Consider the following 20,899-nt stretch of genomic DNA (forward strand, 5'->3'; position numbering starts at 1 on the left):
TGCTACCTCCCGAGCAACGAAACTAAAGCGTTGTCATCTGTTGTCATATGTTGATGATGACAATCGCCGATTCGGGACCTCGGTCGGGAAGCCGATTCGGGCGAATTGCCGCCGCAATGAGTATCCTTTTACTGTTCAGACGTGTTCGATGGACATGGGACTGGACGAGGACGCACTCGACTACCACCGCGAGGACCCACCCGGCAAGATCGAGATCTCGACGACCAAACCCACGAGCACCCAGCGCGACCTCTCGCTGGCCTACTCGCCTGGCGTCGCCACTCCGTGTAACCACATTCACGACGACCCCGACGATGCCTACACCTACACCGCCAAAGGCAACATGGTCGGCGTCGTCTCCAACGGCTCCGCCGTTCTCGGATTGGGCGACATCGGCGCGCAGGCCTCGAAACCAGTCATGGAGGGGAAGGGCGTCCTGTTCAAACGGTTCGCCGACATCGACGTCTTCGACATCGAACTTGACGAGGACGATCCCCAGGAGATCATCCGGACTGTCGAGGCGATGGAGCCCACCTTCGGCGGCATCAATCTCGAAGATATCAAAGCCCCCGAATGCTTCGAGATCGAGGAGCAACTCCGCGAGTCGATGTCGATTCCCGTCTTCCACGACGATCAGCACGGGACCGCCATCATCAGCGGTGCTGCCCTGCTCAATGCCAGCGACATCGCTGAGAAAGAGCTTGAAGACCTGGAGATCGTTTTCTCAGGGGCTGGTGCGAGCGCGATCGCCACCGCACGGTTCTATCTCTCGCTCGGCGCACAGAAAGAGAACATCACCATGTGCGATTCCTCGGGCATCATCACCGAGGAACGTGCTTCTCACGGCGACGTCAACGAGTTCAAAACCGAATTTGCCCGTGACGTTCCTGAGGGGAATCTCGAAGACGCCATCGAGGACGCCGATGTCTTCGTCGGGTTGTCGGTCGGTGGCATCGTCTCCCAGGAGATGGTCCGCTCGATGGCCGACGACCCGATCATCTTCGCGATGGCTAACCCCGATCCCGAGATCAATTACGAGGATGCCAAGGCCGCTCGCGACGACACCGTGATCATGGCCACCGGGCGCTCCGACTACCCAAACATGGTCAACAACGTTCTCGGATTCCCCTTCATCTTCCGTGGCGCGCTCGACGTCCGCGCCAGCGAGATCAACGAACAGATGAAAGTCGCCGCCGCCCGTGCGATCGCCGAGCTCGCTCGCAAGGACGTTCCCGATGCCGTCGTGAAGGCCTACGGCGATCAGCCCCTCCAGTACGGCCCCGAATACATCATCCCCAAACCCGTCGACCCCAGGGTTCTGTTCGAGATCACGCCCGCCGTCGCGCAGGCCGCCATCGACAGTGGCGCTGCTCGTGCCGACATCGATATCGACGACTACACCGAGGAACTCGAAGCCCGTCTCGGCAAATCCCGCGAGATGATGCGCGTTGTGTTGAACAAGGCCAAATCCGAGCCCAAACGGTTGGTGCTCGCCGAGGGCGACGACGAGAAGATGATCCGCGCCGCCCACCAAATCGACGATCAGGGCATCGCCCACCCCGTTCTCATTGGCGATCAGGGAGTCATCACCGACACGATGAATTCGCTCGGGCTGGCGTTCGATCCCGAGATCGTCGATCCCGACGAGATCAATCTCGATCCCTACGCCGAGCGACTGGTCGAGCTGCGCCAGCGCAAGGGCGTTACCCGACGTGAGGCCGAAGACCTCCTACGCGACGAGAACCATCTCGGCAGCGTGATGGTCGAGATGGGCGACGCCGACGCCATGCTAACCGGGCTGACGCACGACTACCCATCCGCGCTCCGACCCCCATTGCAGATCGTCGGCACCGCCGACGACGCGAACTACGCGGCCGGCGTCTACCTGCTCGCGTTCAAGAATCGCGTCGTCTTCTGCGCCGACGCGACCGTCAATCAGGAGCCCGATGCGGACGTGCTCGCCGAAGTCACCGAGCACACCGCGGAGCTGGCTCGGCGGTTCAACGTCGAACCGCGGGCGGCGCTGCTGTCGTACTCGGACTTCGGCAGCGTCGACAACGAAGGAACACGCGAACCACGCGACGCCGCACGGAAGCTTCGAGAAGACTCGTCCGTGGAGTTCCCCGTCGACGGCGAGATGCAGGCCGACACCGCCGTCGTCGAGGAGATGCTGGAGGGAACCTACGACTTCTCGGAGTTGGACGAACCCGCGAACGTCCTCGTCTTCCCGAACTTGGAGGCGGGCAACATCGGCTACAAACTCCTCCAGCGCCTCGGCGGTGCCGAGGCCATCGGCCCCATGTTGGTGGGTATGGACAAACCCGTTCACGTCCTCCAGCGCGGTGACGAGGTCAAGGATATCGTCAATCTCGCCAGCGTTGCCGTCGTCGATGCGCAAGAGAACAGCATCGGCGAGTGAACTGATACGGGCTGATTTGGGACCGTCTGACTGTGCGTCGGTGACGACTGAATACCCGCCGTCGGTGCTATCGCGGTGGTCGTCGACATCGCCAGTTATTTACAATCGAGCGCGATACGGGCGTGCATGGAGACGTACGACATCGCCGTCATTCCGGGCGACGGTATCGGCACCGAAGTCACGAGCGCCGCGATGGAAGTGCTCGACACCGTCGCGGAGAAACACGACTTCCAGCTCGAACGATCGACCTACGACTGGGGCACCGAGCGCTATCTGGACGAGGGTGCGATGATGCCCGACGACGGACTTGATCGGATCGAGTCGGCCGATTCGATCTTCCTCGGTGCCGTCGGCCACCCCGAGGTCCCCGACCACGTGACGCTCAACGGACTTCTCCTTCCGATCCGGAAGGGCTTCGACCAGTACATCTGCAAGCGCCCGAACAAACTGTTCGAGGGCATCGAGAGCCCGCTTCGGGGCTACGGGGCCGGCGACATCGATCTCGTCGTCTACCGCGAGAACACCGAGGGCGAGTACGCGAACGTCGGCGGTCGCGAACACCGCGGCTTCAGCAACGAGGTCGCCGTCCAGTCCGGTCTGTTCACCCGGAAGGGCACCGAGCGCATCGTCCGCAGCGCCTTCGAAGCGGCGACCGAGCGCGAGGGCCATCTCACCTCGATCACTAAATCGAACGCACAGGCCCACTCGATGGTCTTCTGGGACGATATCGTCAAGGAGGTCTCGGAGGACTTCCCCGAGGTCGAGGTCGACAGCCTGCTCGTCGACCGCGCCTCGATGGATCTGGTTCGCCGGCCCGAGGAATTCGACGTCGTCGTCGCCTCGAATCTATTCGGGGATATCTCCACGGACATCGCGGCGATCATCACCGGCAGTCTCGGACTCGCACCCTCGGGCAACATCAACGAGGAGAACGACTACCCCGACATGTTCGAGCCGGTCCACGGCAGCGCGCCCGACATCGTCGGCCAGGGGATCGCCAACCCGCTCGCATCGGTTCTCACCGGCGCGATGATGTTCGAGTATCTCGGCGACGGCAAGGAAGCCGCCGCCGACGACCTCTGGAACGCCGTCGAGGCACAGCTCGCCGACGAGTCCGCACCGCGCACGCCCGACCTCGGCGGCGACGCGAAGACCGTCGACGTCGTCTCCGACCTCAGCGACCGACTGTAGAGCTTCCAATCACACTTTTTCGACGATCGGTCTTCGACGAGTCGCGGCTATCGTCGGCTCTTGCGGATTTCACGCGGCTGTCGGTGTGACGCTTCTCGAAAAAAGTGCAGCGTGTGCCGATAGAGCGCCGTCGGATCAGGCGACGCGGTTCCTCAGCGACTCGCCGTCCTGGTATCGACGGACGTTCTCGGCGACCAGTTCGGCGATGTCGAGGTGGTAGCGGTTCGTCGCCGATCCGCGGTGGGGCGAGATGATGACCTCCTCGAAGTCCCACAGTGGCGACTCCTCGGGGAGGGGTTCGGTCTCGAAGACATCGAGACCCGCGCCGGCGATCGTTCCGGCGTCGATCGCGTCGACCAGCGCGTCCTGATCGACGATCGGGCCGCGGGCGACGTTGACGAGGTAGGCATCGTCGCGCATCGTTGCCAGTTCGTCGGTGCTGATCATCCCCTCCGTCGACGGCGTGTGCGGGACGGCGACCGCGACGAAGCGGGCGTCGTCGATGGCCTCGTGGAGATCGTCCGGGTGGTATACCTCGGAGACACCCGGGACCGACTCCTGGGAGCGACGGACGCCGACGACGTCCATCCCGAGCGCGTCCGCACGCGTGGCGATCCCCTGACCGAGCGTGCCGAGACCGACGACGCACAGGCGCTCGTTCTCGACGGTGAAGGGGCGCTGGTAGTCGGGTTCGTACCAGTCGTTGTCGTCCTGGTGATCGCGGTAGACGTGGAGCATGCGAGCGAGCGAGAGCATGTAGCCGACGGTGATCTCGCCGACGGTCGTTCCATGAATTCCCGTGCTGTTGGTTAGCGGCGTGCCGGTCGCCTCGTACTCGTCGGTGTCGAACGCGTCGTAGCCCGCACGGATGACGTGCACCCAGCCGGCATCCAGGAACTCGGGGCGGGGTTTGAACGAGGCGACCGCGTCGCTTTCGTCGTAGCTCTCGTCGTCGCCGACGAGTTCGACGGGGATCGAGAGGTCGTCGAACGCCTCGACGAACCCCTCCTTCGGGATCTTGTTGCCGATCGATTCGTGAACGCAGAGCCGTTGCAGGTCGGTGTCGTCGGTCATCGCTGAACAGGCGTCCGAACGCGAGCGCGTCATTTGACTCTGTTGGAACGATCACTGACAGGACGGGTGAATAACCTCACTATGCGACAAACTTATGAGCACCCCGGGTTGTGTCGTAGATGTCCATCGACCGATGGAGTACTAGCATGAACGTTAACGAATCTATTGCGGAAGTGCTGAAAGCGGAGGGCGTAGAGTATCTGTTCGGATTCCCGAGCAACCCACTGTTCGACACCGGTTCGGCGGAGGACGCGGGCGTCCGCACGATCATCACACGGCAGGAGCGCACCGCGCTGCACATGGCCGACGGCATCGGGCGCGTCTCCTCGGGCGATAACATCGCGGCCTTCGCCTGCCAGCACGGCCCCGGCACGGAGAACTCCGTCGGGGGCGTCGCGCAGTCGTACACGGAATCGGCACCACTCGTCGCAATCCCGGCGGGCTACGACTTGGCCGACACCGACGTCGATCCCCGGTTCAACTCGTTCCTCACCTACCAACCTGTCAGCAAGACCTGCGAACAGCTCACCGACCCCGACGCCGTCGACGACACGATGCGGCGCGCGTTCAACGCGGCCCGGAACGGTCGTCAACGGCCGTCGGTCGTCGAGGTCCCGAAGGACGTCTTCGGCATGGACGTCGAGGAGTTCGATTACACGCCGACGAGTACGGACCGTTCCGGACCCGACCCCGACGGCGTCGAGGAGGTCGCCGACGTCCTGCTCGAAGCCGAGAACCCGATCCTCTACGCCGGCCAGGGCGTTCACTACGCGAAGGCCTGGGAGCCGCTCAAGGAGCTCGCGGAGACGCTCGAAGTCCCGGTTGCAACGAGCCTCAACGGCAAGAGCGCCTTCCCGGAGGACCACCCGCTCTCGATCGGTGCCGGCAGCAAGAGCGAGCCCGGTCAGCTCCACCACTTCCTGCAGGAGTGTGACGTCGTCTTCGGCGTCGGCTGTAGTTTCACCGACACCGCCTACGGCATCACCGTCCCCGACGACAAGACGGTCATCCACTCGACGCTCGACGCGGGCGACATCGATAAAGATGTGTCCTCGGAGTACTCGCTCGTCGGCGACGCGAAGCTGACGCTCGAAGCGCTCAACGACGTCGTCGAGGGTCGCGTCGACGGCTCGCGCGGTCGTCGCGACGACATCGTCCAGGAGATCGAATCGGTTCGTGAGGAGTGGCTCGAGGAGTGGCGGCCGAAACTCACCTCCGACGAGACGCCGATCAACCCCTACCGCGTCGTCCACGAGTTCGACAAGGCGCTCGACAAAGAGGAGTCGATCGTCACTCACGACGCCGGTAACGCACGCGACTTCATGGCCCCGTTCTTCGAGGTCACGGAGCCGCTCTCGTACGTCGGCTGGGGGAAGACGACCCAGCTCGGCTACGGGCTCGGCCTCATGATGGGCGCGAAGCTCATCCGTCCGGAGAAGACCTGTGTCCACATCATGGGCGACGGCGCGATCGGCATGACCGGCATGGACTTCGAGACCGCCGCCCGCGAGGAGATCCCGATCATCGAGGTCGTGCTCAACAACTTCGAGATGGCCTCCTACGACACCGAGTTCTCGGGTCACTACGCCGACTTCGCCGAGTCGCTCGGCGGCTACGGCGAGCGCATCGAGGACCCCGACGAGATCAGCGACGCGATCGAGCGCGGTGTCCAGAAGACCGAGGAAGGCACGCCCGTCCTCCTCGAGTTCCTCACCGCCAAAGAGACCGACAAGTCGATCTTCTGAGCGGGTCGAACAGCGATTCGAGCGGTTTTCGATTATTCACAGCGCTCACGATAAGGAGAGCGACACCCGCGATGGCTGTATCGCGTCGGCTACCGACGATTTTTATACACGGGGGCGAAACGCCATCGCATGGCAGTCAGTCGCCGAGACAGCACTCCGGGCGAGCAGGAGGGAGCATGGATCGCATAGGCCATTGGAACGGGGAGAAACACCGATGATACGAAACCGGGAGGAGCTCGCGGAAACGCCCGCCCACGAGACCGCCCTCGACTGCATCGCGGCGGGTATCGAGGCGACGCAGCCGACACGCGTGATGAGCGAGGCGCTCGACCGCGACGGATCGACACGGACGATCGGCGACGCGACCGTCGATCTCGACGACTATCGAGAGGTCGTGGTCGTCGGTGGCGGGAAGGCCGCCGCACAGATGGCGAACGTCATCGAAGACGTGCTCGGCGACCGGCTCACCGACGGCGTCGTCGTCACGAACGATCCCCAGGAGACCGATCGGATCGCGGTCGTCGAGGGGTCGCATCCGACGCCGAACGAGGCCGGCGAGGAGGGCGCACGGCGCGTGCTCTCGCTCGCCGACGACGCGACCGCTGAGACGCTCGTCCTCTGTCTGATCTCGGGAGGCGGCAGCGCGCTCCTGCCGGCACCCGTCGATGGCGTCTCGCTCGCCGAACTGCAGTCGCTGACCGACGACCTGCTGTCGAGCGGCGCGACGATCCACGAGATCAACGCCGTGCGGAAACACCTCTCGGCGATCAAGGGCGGACGGCTCGCCGCGGCGGCGGCACCAGCGACCGTCCACAGTCTCGTGCTCAGCGACGTCGTCGGCGACGATCCGAGCATCATCGCCAGCGGGCCGACCGTTCCGGATGAATCGACGTACGCCGACGCACGCGACGTACTCGATCGGTACGACATTCGACCCTCGGCGGCGATCGTAGAACGGCTCGAAAACGGCGACGGCGAGCGATCGGAGACCCCGACCGCCGACGATCCGGCGTTCGAGCGGACCGAGCTCCACATGCTCGCCAACGGGTTCACCGCGCTGGCGGCAGCACGGTCGGTTGCCGAGGAGCACGGCTACACGCCGGTGATCCTCTCCTCACAGGTCGAAGGCGAGGCACGCGAGGCGGCGAAGACGCACGCCGCGATCGCTGACGAAGCGCTCGCGACTGGAAACCCCGTCTCACCGCCGGCAGTGCTGCTCTCGGGCGGCGAGACGACGGTGACGCTGGACGGCGACGGCTCGGGCGGCCCCAACCAGGAGTTCGTCCTCAGCGGCGCACTCACCAGCACGTCGGCGGACGTGGTGGTTGCCAGCGTCGACACCGACGGCAAGGACGGCGCGAGCGACGTCGCCGGCGCGATCGCCGATCGTGACGCACTCGACGACGAACGGCGGGCGCGGGCAGCGCTGGCGGCCAACGACGTCTACCCGTATCTCGCCGAACGCGGACTGGTCGTCGACACCGGCAAGACGGGCACCAACGTCAACGATCTCCGTGTGCTGGTGGTCGGCGAGAGCAGCGACACGCGCTGAGAAACCGGGGTTCCCTTTTGTCGTTCTCACCCGTCTCTGTTTTCGAGACGTATCCGATTCGTCGGAATGGCGTTGCGCTATGCTCAACGATTGTTTCGTTCAAGCGAACGACTGCTGTGCTCGGATGCTAACTCATTGAGAAATCAGGGCTGGGATGACGGAGGAGAAGAGTCACTCGTAGGCGACGTTGAGTTCGATGACGTTCTTGATGTTGAGGATCAGCTCCGGCAGTTCGTCGACGAGCTTGCCGTCCTTCAGCCGGCTGCGCGGGCCGGAGACACTGATCGCGCCGAGCGGCGTGTCGTCGGGGTCGGTGATCGCCGTGGCGACACAGCAGAGCCCCTTCAACCGCTCCTCGCGATCGACCGCCCAACCCTGCTCGGCGATCGTATCGAGATCCTCGAACAGGAGTTCGCGGTCGGTGATCGTGTGTTCGGTCATCTCCGGGAGCCCGTGTCGGTCGATGATCTCGTTCACGCGGCGTTCGGGGAGACAGGCGAGGATCGCCTTGCCCATCGCCGTCGTGTGGAGATAGACCTCGCGGCCGGCGTGCGTATCGAGGTTTACCGCGCGGCTGCTGTCGGCCCGATAGAGGAAGATGCCGCGGCCGTGCTCCTCGACCAGGAGGTTCGCCATCTCGCCGGACTCCTCGGCGAGGCGCTGGATCTCCGGTTTGGCCGTCTCGTAGATCCGTCGCCGTCGGCGCGCGCCCACCCCGAGACTCAGGAATCGCAGTCCGACGTAGTAGACGTCGCCGTCGCCCTTGTAGACGTAGCGCTCCTGTTCGAGCGTTCTGAGGTGTTTGTACACCGTGCTCTTCGAGAGTTCCAACTGGTCGGCGATCTCGGTGATCCCCGCCCCGTTGTGCTCGTGGACGAACTCGACGATCCGGAGCGATTTCGTCGTCGTCTTCACGGTCGTTTCGTCCTCCAGCTTCATGCGTTCATCACATGAGAACGCATCGATCACAACGTAAAACGATTGTTCTTTCGCTGAGCGTGTAGCGGTGGCCGAATCGAGACGGTCGTGAGAACGGATCGTCAGATGATGGGCGACGAGAGCGTTGTTTCCTTCGATATCGGTGCAGCGCGATCGGTGTCAGCGGTTCGTCCGACTCGTCGTTTGACGAATCCCGTTTCGAAATGTGGAATCGAGCGCCGATCGCTGACCGAGCAATCGGGATGGTTTCGGATGCTGGATAACACCACGGCTAAACCGAGACGATATGCGGCGGACGAGCAAGGAGTTTTTATCGGTCGCCGTTGTAGCGACATCGATGACCGACGCGAACGACCCGGACAGTAGCGACGATGCGGGTAGCGATTCGAACAGCAAGGTCGTACGGGTGCTGCAACGGTACGAACTCGTGGGGCTGGGCGACGAACTCGTCGAATATTGGACGGGCGAGGCGACCGAGCGCAAGAGCCTGCGCGAGCTGGCGGACTACTTCAACCGGGAGCTGCTCGCCCGTGTCCTGCGGGACGCCTCGGTAGATACGCTCGACGGCGAGCAGGCGAACCTCTATCGACTGTTGACCGACGAGGACGTGAGCAGCGGGGCCGCCGTCCAGGCCATCAATCGACTCGAACAGCACGGGGTCGACGTCGATCAACTGACGGCGGATTTCGTCTCGCGGCAAGCCATCCACACCTATCTGACGAGCTATCGCGACGTGAGCTACTCGTCGAGCCACGACGACCCGGTCGAGACCGAAACCACGAACGTCCGGCGACTCAGACGGCGCATGACGACGATCGTCGAGAGCAAAATCGAACGACTGCGCAACACCGGCCGCATCACGCTCGGTGCGTTCAACGTGCTCATCGACGTGCGCGTCCTCTGTGAGGACTGCGGCGCGCAGTATCAGGTGACGGAGCTGTTCGATCGTGGCGGCTGCGAATGCACGATCGACTCGTCCGACAGTCAGCCATGACAGCAGTCATTCTGTCATAGCTTGCTGACCTGTCGTCCACCAATCCCTTTCTCAGCGTTTCGAATCGTCGGATGGGCAGAACGCCGGCACGGCGCGTGTTGCTCCGACCACGATCCCACGGTTGCAGCCGTCGGCAGTCACTTTTTTATACATGGCGTTACGAACTCGACCAATGAGTGCCGAAGAACTCGCTGAACGGGACATTCATATCCACGTCGAGAACGTCGGCGGTATCGACCGTACCGACGTCGAAACCGCCGCGGGCGTGACCGTTCTCACCGGCCGCAACGCCACCAATCGCACGTCGCTGCTTCAGGCCGTGATGGCCGGGCTCGGTAGTGACAGCGTCTCGCTCAAAGGTGACGCCGACGAAGGGACCGTCGAGCTCTCGATTGGCGACGACACGTACACGCGCACGCTCACGCGCGAGAACGGCGTCGTTGCCACCGGCGGCGAGCCCTACCTCGACGATCCGACCGTCGCCGACCTGTTCGCCTTCCTCCTCGAATCGAACGAAGCCCGCCGCGCGGTCGCCCGCAGCGATGACCTCCGCGATCTCATCATGCGCCCGATCGACACCGACGTCATCCGCACCGAGATCAGCGAACTGGAGGACCGCCGCCGCGAACTCGACGATCAACTGGACGAACTCGACACACTCCAAGACGATCTCCCAGACCTCGAAGCGAAGCGTCGCCGCCTCGACGAACAGATCGCGGAGAAGCGTGACGCACTCGAAGCGAAGGAGGCCGAACTCGACGACGCCGATCGCGACGTCGACGAAACCCGCGAGGAGAAAGCCGAGCTCGAAGACACGCTCGACGAACTACGCCGGACACGTTCGGAGCTCGAAGACGTCCGCTACGACATCGACACCCACGAGGAGAGCGTCGACGCCCTCCACGACGAACGCGCCGAGCTCGAAGCCGACTACGACGAACTCCCCGACGCGCCCGCCGGCGAGCGAAGCGAACTCGACGCCGAGATCGAACGGTTGCGCGAGCGCGAGAGCAGCCTTGAAAGCGAACTCTCCGAACTCCAGAGCATCGTCCAGTTCAACGAGGACATGCTCGATGGCGACGACGTTGGCCGCCTCGATTCCCTCAACGAGGGGTCACCTGGCGGGGACGATTCGGTCACCGATCAGCTGGTCGCCGACGAGGCCGTCACCTGCTGGACCTGCGGCAGCGACGTCGAGACCAACGAGATCGAGGCCACACTCGATCGCCTGCGCAGCCTCCGCCAGGAGACCCTCGACGACGTCAACGACGTCCGTGAGCAACTCGACGAGCTCGTCGCCGACCGGAACGCGCTCGACGAGAAACAACAGCAGCGCGATCGGCTCGAACGACGCCTCGACCGGATCGAGGGCGAACTCGACGACCACGAGACCACCCTCGACGATCTCGCCGCCGAGCGCGACGCGCTGACCGACGAGATCGAAACCCTCGAAGCCGAGGTCGAGCAGCTCGAAAACGAGGAGTACACCGAACTGCTCGATCTGCACAAGGAGGCCAACCAACTCGAATTCGAGGTCGGCCGCCTCGAAGGCGATCGTGAGGAGGTCGTCGCGGAGATCGCCGACGTCGAGGAGCGCCTCGACGAGCGCGATCAGCTCGAAGATCGGCGCGCCGACGCCCAAGAAGAGCTCGAAGAGCTACGCACGCGCATCGAACGCATCGAGACCGAGGCCGTGGAGGGGTTCAACGACCACATGGCGACCGTGCTCGATCTGCTCGACTACGAGAACATCGAGCGGATCTGGATCGAGCGCGTCGAGCAGACCGTCCGCGAGGGCCGTCGGAAGGTCGACAAAAGCGTCTTCGAGCTCCACGTCGTGCGCACCACGCAGTCGGGGACCGCCTACGAGGACACGATCGACCACCTCTCTGAGAGCGAGCGCGAGGTCACGGGACTGGTGTTCGCGCTCGCGGGCTATCTCGTCCACGACCTCCACGAGACCGTGCCGGTGATGCTGCTCGACTCGCTCGAAGCAGTGGATTCGGACCGCATCGCCCGGCTCGTCGACTACTTCGCCGAATATCCCGACTATCTCGTTGTCGCGCTCCTCCCCGACGACGCCGCCGCCCTCGACGACGACTACGAGCGCGTGACCGAGATCTGACGTCGATCATCGAGTCTCGAATCGGGAAAACGCTCCTACGATCGTGCACACTATCGGCGACTGTGATGAATCGCTGCTGACGATCGACGATGATGAAGCGAACAGCACCGAACACCTGTGAAAACACGAACGATCGTATCGCGCTCTAAATAGAAGTAACTATAATATTGACCGTTCTGACTCCACAAACAAGAAAGGAGAAGTAGAACGGCACCGAGACGACTGGCCGTTCATGTTCCAGCCGAGGATTCCTGCAACAATCGACGGACGTGGCCCAGCGAGTAGCTGATGTCGTACTTCTGTTCGATGTGATTCCGTACCCGTTCGGGCGTCCATTCGGCCGAATCGTAGCCCAGTTCGGCGGGTGATCGGGCCAGATCGGCCGCCAGCTGCCGTCGTTGCGAGCGATCGAGTTTCGCCGGGCGTCCCGGTCGGGAGTCGTCCGTGATCGCCTCGGCGATCGACTGCTGTTCGAACCGGTCGAGCCAGGAGTAGACGGTCGCACGCGGGATATCGTAGCGCGCGCTCACGGTTTCGACGCTGACGCCGTCGGCGTACGCGAGCGCGACCATCAACCGTTTCACGGCCTTCGTCCCCGAAGCGTCCGCGAGAGCGGCCTGCAACGCCTCGATATCGACGTCGGCGAGCTTGTCCATGTGGGCGATGACGCCGCGGACGACAAAAATCCATGTACTTTTGTTCGTTTCTGATATCGAGTGGAAAGTTTCTTGTTCCTATCACACTCTCTGGTGCGAGTCGGCAGTGAGCGGTCGGATGGAATCGTGGGTATTTGCCACTATCCTGGCGACGGAGCGAGCAGCGATCGAGGGAACGAGGTCATGTCGAATGAACGGCCTCTTGAGCGTTCGTCCGCTGGTGTCGACAATGTCGTCGGAGGAGGAACTCGGGGGGTTCGAGGAGATCCGTGACGAGGTCACGGGCAATCCAATGGTCGGTCTCCTTCGGTATGCGATCCCCTACTGGAAGCGCCTGAGCGTCGGCGTGGGTGCCTCGCTGCTGACACGGTTCGCACGGCTCGTCCCGCCGCTGATCGTCGCCGCGGCGATCAACCTCATCGACAGTTCGGCCGGCGGATCGGGACTGCTGGTACAGGCTGGGCTACTGCCGGGCGGGACCATCACCGGGCAGGCGGCACGGCTCGCGCTCCTCGAACGGCTGGTCGCCATCGCGGCGCTCGCTTATCTGATTCGGTCGGTGACGCGGTTCGTCTCGCGCTACCTGCTCCAGTCGATGGCCCAGAAGATCCAGCGCGACCTCCGCAACGACGCCTACGACCACATGCAACACCTCTCGATGGGCTTTTTCGCCAACCATCAGACGGGCGGGATGCTGTCGATCCTCAACAGCGACATCAACAGGTTGGAACGGTTTCTCAACACCGAGCTCCGCCAGATCATCCGCGTGATCGCCGTCGTCGGCGGGATCGGGACCATCCTCTTCATCCAGTCGCCGACGCTGGCACTCATCGCGCTCGCGCCCGTCCCCCTCATCGGGATCGCGAGCGGTGCCTTCCTCCGCTGGGTCGAACCGCGCTACCGCGCGATCCGCGAGACGGTCGCGCGGCTCAACACCCGCCTGGAGAACAACCTGGGCGGTGCGCCGGTGATCAAATCGTTCAACCGTTACGAGTTCGAGCGCGGGCGCGTCGCCGCACAGAGCGAGCGCTACCACGACGAGCAGGTGGGTGCGATCAAGATCCGTCGTGCGTTCTTCTCCGCGCTCCGCGTGCTCACCGGCGTCGTGTTCGTCGCCGTGCTCTACGTCGGCGGGCGCGACGTCATCGTGGGCGCTCCCGGTGCGATCTCCGTCGGCGCGTTCGCCGGCGTCTTCCTCTACATCAGACGGCTCTACTCGCCGATGCGCCGGATCGGCAAGACGGCCAACAAGTACCAGCTCGCCAAATCGAGCGCCGAGCGCGTCTTCGGCGTGCTGAGTCACGAACCCGCGATCACCTCGCCCGCGGACGGTCACGTCCCCGAGCACGTCGACGGCGCGGTGAACTTCGACGACGTCACTTTCGGCTACGACGACGGCGAGCCGGTCATCGACGGGCTCTCGCTCGACGTTGACCCCGGTGAGACGATCGGGCTCGTCGGTGCCACCGGCGCGGGCAAATCGACGCTGCTGAAACTCATCCCCCGGTTCTACGACGTCGACGGGGGCGCGGTGCGCGTCGATAACACCGACGTCCGCGAGTACGATCTGGAAGCGCTGCGCGAGGCGGTCGGGATCGTCGAGCAGAACCCGTACCTGTTCTCGGGAACGGTGGCCGAGAACATCGCGTACGGCACCGACGGGGCGCTCGAACGGACGATGGACGGTGCGGGGCTCGACGAGCGCGTGCGTGCGGCCGCGAGGGCCGCCGAGGCCCACGAGTTCGTCAGCGATCTGCCAGAGGGCTACGACACACAGATCGGCGAGCGGGGCGTGAAGCTCTCGGGCGGCCAGCGCCAGCGCCTCGCCATCGCTCGTGCGTTGCTCAACGATCCCGCGATCATCGTCCTCGACGAGGCCACCTCCGACGTCGACACCGAGACCGAAGAGCGGATCCAGGAGAGTCTCGCACGGCTCACCGCCGACCGGACGGCGTTCGTCATCGCCCACCGGCTCTCGACGATCCGGGACGCCGACCGCATCGTCGTGATCGAGGACGGGGCCATCACCGAACGCGGAAGCCACGAGGAGCTGCTCGCGGCCGACAGCGCCTACACCGAGCTCTGGCAGGCACAGTCCGAGCGGACGCCCGAGCGGGTCGTCGAAGCGGACGACGACTGAGAGCGGAAAGAGGAGGGGTACAACGGCAGCCCACCGCCTCGTTCGAGACGGCGGGAAGAAAGTGTCGTTCGGTCGGTTCAGACGGTCTCGACGCGCTCGAACAGATACGCACCGACCGAGACCATCACGATCGAGGAGACGACGAGCGCGCCGAAATCGAGCAGCGGCGAGTACGTCGAGGCACCGACCAGCGCGGCCCGAAGCCCGTCGACGCCGTAGGTCAGAGGGTTGATCAGCGCGAGATACTGCACCGGGCCGGGAAGCCCCTCGATGGGGTAGATCGCGCCCGAGAGGAAAAAGAGCGGAAAGACGATGAACTGGACGATCAGGCTGAATCCCTCGCTGTCGGAGAACTGCGAGGCCAGCGCGATGCCGAAGCCGACGAAGGTGATCGCGATGAGAAGCAGGAAGACCGCCGCCAGCGGGATCGACAGCCAGCCCGCGAGCTCGAAGCCGAGCGGGATCGAGAGCACGAGGATCAGGACGGCCTGGACGATGGCCGTCGTCGAGCCGCCGGCGATCCGACCGAGCACGATCGAGGTGCGACTCACCGGCGCGACGAGGATCTCCTTGAGGAAACCGACGTCCTGGTCCGAGAGGATCGCCAGCCCCGCGAACGAGGCACCGAGCAGCATGGTGAACCCCATGATGCCGGGGACGAGATACTGGAGATAGTCGACGCCTTCGGGGAGACCGGGAATGGCCGCGCCGCTGAAGCCGAAGCCGAGAAAGAGCAGGAACATCAGCGGGAACGTCAGCGAGCCGATGATCTGTGAGGGTGTCCGCAGGAATCGCTTGACGTCGCGGAGCCAGAGCCCGTAGATACCGAGCGGGTCGACGAGGCTCATTCGGCGACCTCCGCGGCCTCGGCCGTCGTACGGTCCTCGCTGTCGTCCTCACGCCGGTCGGTGGCGCTCGCCTCGCGCTCGCTGATGGTGCTGCCGGTCAGCGAGAGGAAGACGTTTTCGAGGGTTGGCTTCCGGAGGTCGACCGAGGCGATGGCCGCGCCTGCCTCATCGGCGAGGCGGACGAGGTCGGCGACCCGCGTATCGCCGTGAGCCATCGTGACCGAGACGCCCTCCTCGGTCTCGGTGTGCTCGCGCACCCAGGACTGCTCGTCGAGGCGGGCGAACAGTTCCCGGGAGGAGTTCGCCAGGCCGAGCGTGACGACGTCGCCGCCGAGCGAGTCCTTGAGGCTCTCGGGGCTGTCGACCGCGACGATCTCGCCGTGATCCATGATCGCGACGCGCTCGCAAAGGAAATCCGCCTCGTCCATATAGTGGGTCGTGATGATGATCGTCACGTCGGATTGCTCGTTGAGCCGCTGGATGTATTCCCACGTATCCCGGCGGGTGCGCGCGTCCAGCCCGGTCGTCGGTTCGTCGAGGAAGAGCACCGCGGGCTCGTGCATCAGCCCGCGGCCGATCTCGAGGCGGCGCTGCATCCCGCCCGAGTAGCTCTCGACGGGTTGATCCGCCTCGTCGGCGAGATCGACGAGTTCGAGCACCTCGGGGATGCGTTGCTCGCGCTCGGTCTTTCGCTTGCCGTACATCCGTGCGTGAAAGGCGAGGTTCTCGGCTCCGGTCAGCTCCTCGTCGACCGCCGGTTCCTGGAAGACGATGCCGAGACTGTCGCGCACGTCGCCGGTCTCGTCGTCGATATCGTAGCCGTTGACGCGCGCGGTGCCCGACGTCGAATCGAGCAGCGTCACGAGCATGTTGATCAGTGTCGACTTGCCCGCGCCGTTCGGACCGAGCAGCCCGAATATCTCGCCCTGTTCGACCGCGAACGACAGGTCGTCGACCGCCGTCACCGCGTCGAACTCCTTCGTCAACCCCTCGACTCGGATTGCATCCATCGATCGTCGTTAACTGACTGTTCAGTTCTCATAAGACCGTTGTCTCGATCCGCTGCGGCGTCGAGACGCAGTCGATGGCCGTCGTCTCGCCGATCCCTCGCCTCCTTCATCGGCCGAGAGCGACTCGGGGTGCGAACGGATGACCACCGCTGGCTGGACGATTTCGACGATCGAGAGATGGGTGGTAGCGACCCACATATTTAACTACCGTGTGACCGCTATCCACGCACACGAATGGTACGCCGAGGCCGACCCGACCCACCGGGTGCGAACCGATGAGTCTCATCGCTATCGTCCACATCGCCCACGAGGATCTCGCACTGTCGCCGACGATCCGTGAGTGTCCCGACGTACGGATCCGCGTCATGTCGCAGTCGGTGACGGATCCGGACACGGGACTGTTCTTCTTCTACGTCGAGAACGGCGGGCAAGCGTTCGAAGCGGCCATCGAGCGTGACCACACCGTCGTCGAGTGGATGCAGGTGAACGACGCCGATTCGGGGACCGTCTATCGGCTGGAACACACTCCGGAGACGCTACTGCTATCGCCGAAGACGATCGAACTCGGCGGGCTGATGCGCGATGCGACCAGCGACGGCACCGGCTGGACCGTCCGTCTCCAGTTCGAGGATCGCGAGGCGCTCTCGCAGCTCTGGGAGTACTGTCAGGAAACAGGGATCACGTTCGAGCTCCAGCGGCTGTTTCGCGACCAGTCCTGGGTCGACGCGGAGCTAACGGCGCTGACCGACCCGCAGCTCGACGCGCTGGTGACGGCCTACGAGGAGGGCTACTTCGAGGAGCCGCGCACGAGCTCGCTCGAAGAGCTGGCCGAGCAGCTCGACATCTCGCCGACGGCCGTCGGCGGCCGCATCCGCCGTGGGACGGCTGCACTCATCGAAACCACACTCACCGAGGAGTGACTGAACCGACCCACGACCGGGGAGAGGGCGAACCCGATCGTCACCGATCGATGCAGCTACCAGGACGAACCGAAATCACCACGGTCCACGGTAACATAAATATTGGGGTGGTTCGAAGAGAGCGCGCAACGGACGCATTCGCCGTCGGCCGCCCCGGCTTCGATGCAGGCGGCAGGCTCTGATACGAACGTTCATTATAATAGTGGCCGGCTATGGGAGGAAAGGTTTATACGGTAGCTTGCGAAGAACAGCTATGCGATCCGATAGCACAGTGTAGTCGGCAGTCACGGAAGTGGGCCGCGTCGGCGGACCGCTCGACTGCCGGCGAGACACGCTGGATCGAACCGAACACAGCCACCGACGAGCGGATCACAACAACATGATGACAGTACACGGATGCGAATCGAATCGAACCGACCACGAGCATCGTCCGGAGACCGAAGATGGCTGACGCCGAACACGACGAAGCGACGGGCGAGATGTCGGAGGGGCTGCAGGTCGAACTGTTCCACCCCGACTCCGAACGGGAGCCGGGGGATACCAACAAGCAGTTACTGGGGGGTCGATTCGACGTCCATCCGATCGTCTTCCCCGGTGCGCTGCTGCTCATCGGACTGTTCATCGCGATCACGCTCCTCATGGGGCAAGAACAGGCCAGCACCGTCTTCGTGGGCCTCAGGACGTTTCTGGAGTCGACGTTCGGCTGGTTCTACATCATCGCGGTGAACGTCTTCCTGTTCACGATCCTCTATTTCACGTTCAGCAAGTACGGATCGATCAGGATCGGCGGCGTCGAGGCCGAAAAGGAGTTCAGCACCTTCTCCTGGATGGCAATGCTGTTCAGCGCCGGCATGGGTATCGGGCTCATGTTTTACAGCGTCGCCGAACCGATGCTCTACTTCGGTAGCCCACCGGTCTTCTTCGGTGCCGAAGCCGAGACGGGGGCGGCGGGGGCGGCGGCGATGGCACAGACCATCTTCCATTGGGGGCTCTCGCCGTGGGCCATCTACGGACTGGTCGGTCTCGGGTTGGCCTTCTTCTCGTTCAATCGCGGGCTCCCGCTGACGTTCCGGTCGATCTTCTGGCCGCTGCTGGGCGAGCGCATCTACGGCTGGCCGGGTCACGTCATCGACCTCGTGTCGGTGTTCGCCACGCTCTTCGGTCTGTGTACCTCGCTCGGTCTCGGCGTTGCACAGGTGAACACCGGGCTCTCGTACGTGTTCGGGAGCAACATGCTCGGAGTCATGGACGTCCCCACCGGCACACTGCCACAGATCGCCCTCATCGTGGGCATCACCGCCATCGCGGTGCTGTCGGTCGCGGCCGGGCTCGACGGTGGCGTCAAGCGCCTGAGTACGGTCAACCTCTACCTGATGTTCGCGCTGCTTGGGTTCCTGCTCATCGTCGGACCGACGCTCTACATCGCGGGGACGTTCTCGCAGGGGCTCGGAGCGTACATCGGCAACTTCCTCTCGCTGACGTTCTTCACCGGTGCCATCGGTGCGGGGGGAGCCTCTTCGCTCGCCACAACCGTTGGCGACTGGACCGTCTTCTACTGGGGCTGGTGGATCGCGTGGTCGCCGTTCGTCGGGATGTTCATCGCCCGCATCTCGAAGGGCCGCACGGTCCGGGAGTTCGTAGTGGGCGTGCTCGTCCTGCCGACGCTGTTCTCTGCCGTCTGGCTCTCGGCGTTCGGCGGGAGCGCGCTGTTCAACTCGCTGTACGGCAACGGACAGGCGCTCGCGGCCTACAACGAACTCGGCCAGACCGTCGCCATGTTCTCGCTACTGGAGCAGTTCCCGCTCGGAGCCGTGAGCGGCTTGCTCGCCACGTTGCTCGTGATCACGTTCTTCGTCACGTCGTCGGACTCGGGTTCGCTAGTGATCGACCACCTGACCTCGGGCGGCAAACACGACGTGCCCCGAACCCAGCGCGTGTTCTGGGCGAGCCTCGAAGGCGTCGTCGCGGCAGTGTTGCTCTGGGGTGGCGGTCTGACGGCGTTGCAGGCGGCAGCCATCTCGACCGCCCTCCCCTTCACGGTCATCCTGCTGTTGATGTGCTACACGGTTTATCTCGGGCTCAGAAACGAGTACGAGATCCTGGAATCGGAGGAGTTCAGGGGCCATATCGAGGAGATCAGCGATCGCGAGGACGTCGCGGTGGACTCCTCCGGTGGCGACGTCGTGACGGATATCTCGGACAGCAGTGACACGACGACGGACGACTGAACACCACCGATTCATGCCATTTCGCGGAGCCAACCCACTCACACGATTCGCCTCGAACGTCAACCTATTGGTTCATGCTACCGTACGTCTAGCAGCGACAATGGCCAGGGACATCGCACGAACCGCCGTCGATACGGTCAGATGGATCGGCCATCAGCTGATCGAGCCGCTTCGAGCCGACGACGAGCTGAAGAACTTCACGCTGTCGATCCCCGAAGCCCAGACCACGACGGTCGACGGCGACATCGGCTGGGCGAACCGACCGCCCGCCGTGGTGAACTGCCCACGATGTGATAGCGAGATCCGCCAGTCACGCTCGATCGAGACGATCGACTGCCCACGGTGTGTCGGCGAGTTCGACGCCGAGGAGTTCGCCGCCCTGGAACTACTCTATCTCCAGTGTCCCGTCTGTCGCACGCGAATGGAACACGGCAACCGCCATCCGAACGCGGTCGACGTGCCCGAATGGGCGACGTGTGAGCGCTGTCGCTACCACTGGGAGTACGAACATTTCTGATGGCCCGCGGAACGATCCGGACGGATCGAGGAAGGTTTACCCGGCCGGCCACCGACGATCAGCGACGATGAACGTACTCGCGGCGGTGTTGGCGATCGCGGCGGTCGCGGCGATGGTGGGTGCAATGGTCCTCATGACCGCCGGGAAGTTCGGACTGGCCGGTGGACTGTTTCTGAGCGCGAGCATCATCATCTACTTCAGGGAACGGTGGGTGTAGCTGTCACCGGACGATGGCGAGCGCGATCGTGCCATTCATACTACCCTTGTTCGTAGCTTCGGACGATGTCCGCCATACGTCACACACCGGGCCCCGCCGCGGCGGAGGCGTTCACCTTCGGTATCGCGATCACGACAGTCACGACGCTCGCCGGGATCGGCGTTCTCGTCTGGACCGGCGTGCTGACGGTGATCGGCGCGGTCGCCACGCTCCTGTTGGGGCTGCCGGCACTGCTCCTGATCGTCTCGTGTCTCCTCAGCGTGTGGCTCGGCTACGACAGGGACGCGGTCGACGTGGCGCTTTCCTGAGACGACCGGTTCGGAA

The 20,899-nt window shown here is 63.9% G+C and carries 17 protein-coding genes; 12 read left to right on the forward strand and 5 right to left on the reverse strand.

Annotation, left to right across the window (positions count from 1 at the left end):
- The first annotated feature begins 154 nt into the window (after positions 1-154).
- Entirely contained in the window at positions 155-2,419 is a 2,265-nt protein-coding gene (locus tag NO363_RS08375; protein WP_256684349.1) for an NADP-dependent malic enzyme, read from the forward strand.
- Between the two features lie 126 nt (positions 2,420-2,545).
- Positions 2,546-3,610: an isocitrate/isopropylmalate dehydrogenase family protein gene (locus NO363_RS08380; RefSeq protein WP_256684350.1), complete on the forward strand. Its 1,065-nt coding sequence runs from the start codon at positions 2,546-2,548 to the stop codon at positions 3,608-3,610.
- Positions 3,611-3,745: 135 nt separating this feature from the next.
- Here NO363_RS08380 and ddh read toward each other — a convergent pair whose 3' ends face one another.
- Positions 3,746-4,684, reverse strand: a complete 939-nt coding sequence (gene ddh / locus NO363_RS08385) for a D-2-hydroxyacid dehydrogenase (RefSeq protein ID WP_256684352.1) — start codon at positions 4,682-4,684, stop codon at positions 3,746-3,748.
- A 146-nt stretch (positions 4,685-4,830) separates the two neighbouring features.
- Between ddh and NO363_RS08390 the strand changes: the two genes are divergently transcribed.
- Both NO363_RS08390 and NO363_RS08395 read left to right on the forward strand, forming a co-directional pair.
- On the forward strand, positions 4,831-6,429 hold the full coding sequence (locus NO363_RS08390; protein ID WP_256684354.1) for a thiamine pyrophosphate-requiring protein: 1,599 nt from the start codon (positions 4,831-4,833) through the stop codon (positions 6,427-6,429).
- A gap of 214 nt (positions 6,430-6,643) precedes the next feature.
- The gene (locus tag NO363_RS08395) at positions 6,644-7,981 is read left to right on the forward strand and encodes a glycerate kinase type-2 family protein (RefSeq protein ID WP_256684356.1); all 1,338 of its coding nucleotides are present in this window, start codon (positions 6,644-6,646) and stop codon (positions 7,979-7,981) included.
- A 171-nt stretch (positions 7,982-8,152) separates the two neighbouring features.
- On the opposite strand, the gene NO363_RS08400 is transcribed toward NO363_RS08395, so the two are convergent.
- Complete coding sequence (locus NO363_RS08400) at positions 8,153-8,920, reverse strand: IclR family transcriptional regulator (RefSeq protein WP_256684358.1); 768 nt, start codon at positions 8,918-8,920, stop codon at positions 8,153-8,155.
- A 337-nt stretch (positions 8,921-9,257) separates the two neighbouring features.
- On the opposite strand from NO363_RS08400, the gene rdfA reads away from it, so the two are divergent.
- Together rdfA and NO363_RS08410 are read left to right on the forward strand one after the other, a co-directional pair.
- Complete coding sequence (gene rdfA / locus NO363_RS08405; RefSeq protein WP_256684360.1) at positions 9,258-9,914, forward strand: rod-determining factor RdfA; 657 nt, start codon at positions 9,258-9,260, stop codon at positions 9,912-9,914.
- 172 nt (positions 9,915-10,086) lie between these two features.
- Positions 10,087-12,039: an archaea-specific SMC-related protein gene (locus tag NO363_RS08410; protein ID WP_256684362.1), complete on the forward strand. Its 1,953-nt coding sequence runs from the start codon at positions 10,087-10,089 to the stop codon at positions 12,037-12,039.
- Positions 12,040-12,269: 230 nt separating this feature from the next.
- Here NO363_RS08410 and NO363_RS08415 read toward each other — a convergent pair whose 3' ends face one another.
- Positions 12,270-12,695, reverse strand: coding sequence for a helix-turn-helix domain-containing protein (locus NO363_RS08415; protein ID WP_256684364.1), 426 nt, complete (start codon positions 12,693-12,695; stop codon positions 12,270-12,272).
- Positions 12,696-12,924: 229 nt separating this feature from the next.
- Here NO363_RS08415 and NO363_RS08420 point away from each other — a divergent pair, with 229 nt between their 5' ends.
- The gene (locus NO363_RS08420) at positions 12,925-14,835 is read left to right on the forward strand and encodes an ABC transporter ATP-binding protein (RefSeq protein WP_256684366.1); all 1,911 of its coding nucleotides are present in this window, start codon (positions 12,925-12,927) and stop codon (positions 14,833-14,835) included.
- Between the two features lie 77 nt (positions 14,836-14,912).
- Here the strand turns inward: NO363_RS08420 and NO363_RS08425 are convergent, their stop codons facing one another.
- Positions 14,913-15,683 carry an ABC transporter permease gene (locus NO363_RS08425; RefSeq protein ID WP_256684368.1) on the reverse strand — a complete coding sequence of 257 codons (771 nt, stop codon included), beginning with the start codon at positions 15,681-15,683 and terminating at the stop codon, positions 14,913-14,915.
- Complete coding sequence (locus NO363_RS08430) at positions 15,680-16,693, reverse strand: ATP-binding cassette domain-containing protein (RefSeq protein WP_256684370.1); 1,014 nt, start codon at positions 16,691-16,693, stop codon at positions 15,680-15,682. Before NO363_RS08430 ends, NO363_RS08425 begins: the two co-directional genes overlap by 4 nt.
- A 275-nt stretch (positions 16,694-16,968) precedes the next feature.
- Between NO363_RS08430 and NO363_RS08435 the strand changes: the two genes are divergently transcribed.
- The 5 genes from NO363_RS08435 (at position 16,969) to NO363_RS08455 (ending at position 20,883) form a co-directional block, all read left to right on the forward strand.
- Positions 16,969-17,613, forward strand: coding sequence for a helix-turn-helix domain-containing protein (locus tag NO363_RS08435; protein WP_256684372.1), 645 nt, complete (start codon positions 16,969-16,971; stop codon positions 17,611-17,613).
- Positions 17,614-18,056: 443 nt separating this feature from the next.
- Positions 18,057-19,841 (forward strand): BCCT family transporter, encoded by a 1,785-nt coding sequence (locus tag NO363_RS08440; protein ID WP_256684374.1) that lies wholly within the window; start codon positions 18,057-18,059, stop codon positions 19,839-19,841.
- A 100-nt stretch (positions 19,842-19,941) separates the two neighbouring features.
- Positions 19,942-20,358 carry a transposase gene (locus tag NO363_RS08445; RefSeq protein WP_256684376.1) on the forward strand — a complete coding sequence of 139 codons (417 nt, stop codon included), beginning with the start codon at positions 19,942-19,944 and terminating at the stop codon, positions 20,356-20,358.
- A 67-nt stretch (positions 20,359-20,425) separates the two neighbouring features.
- On the forward strand, positions 20,426-20,575 hold the full coding sequence (locus NO363_RS08450) for a hypothetical protein (protein WP_256684378.1): 150 nt from the start codon (positions 20,426-20,428) through the stop codon (positions 20,573-20,575).
- A 65-nt stretch (positions 20,576-20,640) separates the two neighbouring features.
- The gene (locus tag NO363_RS08455; protein ID WP_256684380.1) at positions 20,641-20,883 is read left to right on the forward strand and encodes a hypothetical protein; all 243 of its coding nucleotides are present in this window, start codon (positions 20,641-20,643) and stop codon (positions 20,881-20,883) included.
- Positions 20,884-20,899 lie beyond the last annotated feature (16 nt).

Origin of the sequence: Halococcus qingdaonensis, assembly GCF_024508235.1 — an archaeon.
Classification (GTDB): domain Archaea; phylum Halobacteriota; class Halobacteria; order Halobacteriales; family Halococcaceae; genus Halococcus; species Halococcus qingdaonensis.